Genomic DNA, 591 nt, shown 5'->3' on the forward strand with positions numbered 1-591 from the left:
GGCACTAACAATCTATTCGCCGATCGTCGCGATTGACGGGATCGACGGCATCGTGATGGACACCGAAGGCGCCGACCACCTGCAGGGCGGCGAGCTGCCAATGGTGACAAAGATCGCCAACCAGTTTCTGGGCAGGAAGCTGACTGCCCGCGTGGCGGTCGCCGACAGCTGGGGTGCAGCCCATGCCTGCGCCCGCGCAATCAAGCGCGAGACGATTGTCATTCCGCCGGGTGAGACAGTGCGGGCCGTCGAAAAGCTGCCTATATCGCTCCTGCGCCTGCCGGCAACGATTGTCAGCGATCTCCGCATTCTCGGATTTCAGACGATCGGGGAGCTTGCCAATACCCCGCGCGCGCCGCTGACGTTGCGCTTTGGGCCGGAGGTTGGGCGCCGTCTCGACCAGATGCTCTGTCGCATCGCCGAGCCGATCAAGCCAATCCGGACGCCTGAGCTGGTCGAAGTCTCGAAAGCCTTCGCTGAACCAATTGGCGCTGCCGAAACGATCAACAAATATGTCGGCCGCCTCGTCGTCCAACTGGTCGATGAGCTTCAGAAGCGCGGCCTTGGGGTGCGCCGCGCCGACCTGATCGT

General features: G+C 62.9%; 1 protein-coding gene. It reads left to right on the plus strand.

The window, feature by feature from the left end; all coding sequences use genetic code 11:
- On the plus strand, window positions 1-591 hold a 591-nt coding region (locus AF337_RS00670; protein ID WP_483150610.1), incomplete at both ends, for a DNA polymerase Y subunit UmuC family protein.

It is taken from the genome of Rhizobium ecuadorense, from assembly GCF_001187535.1.
Taxonomy (GTDB): Bacteria; Pseudomonadota; Alphaproteobacteria; order Rhizobiales; family Rhizobiaceae; genus Rhizobium; species Rhizobium ecuadorense.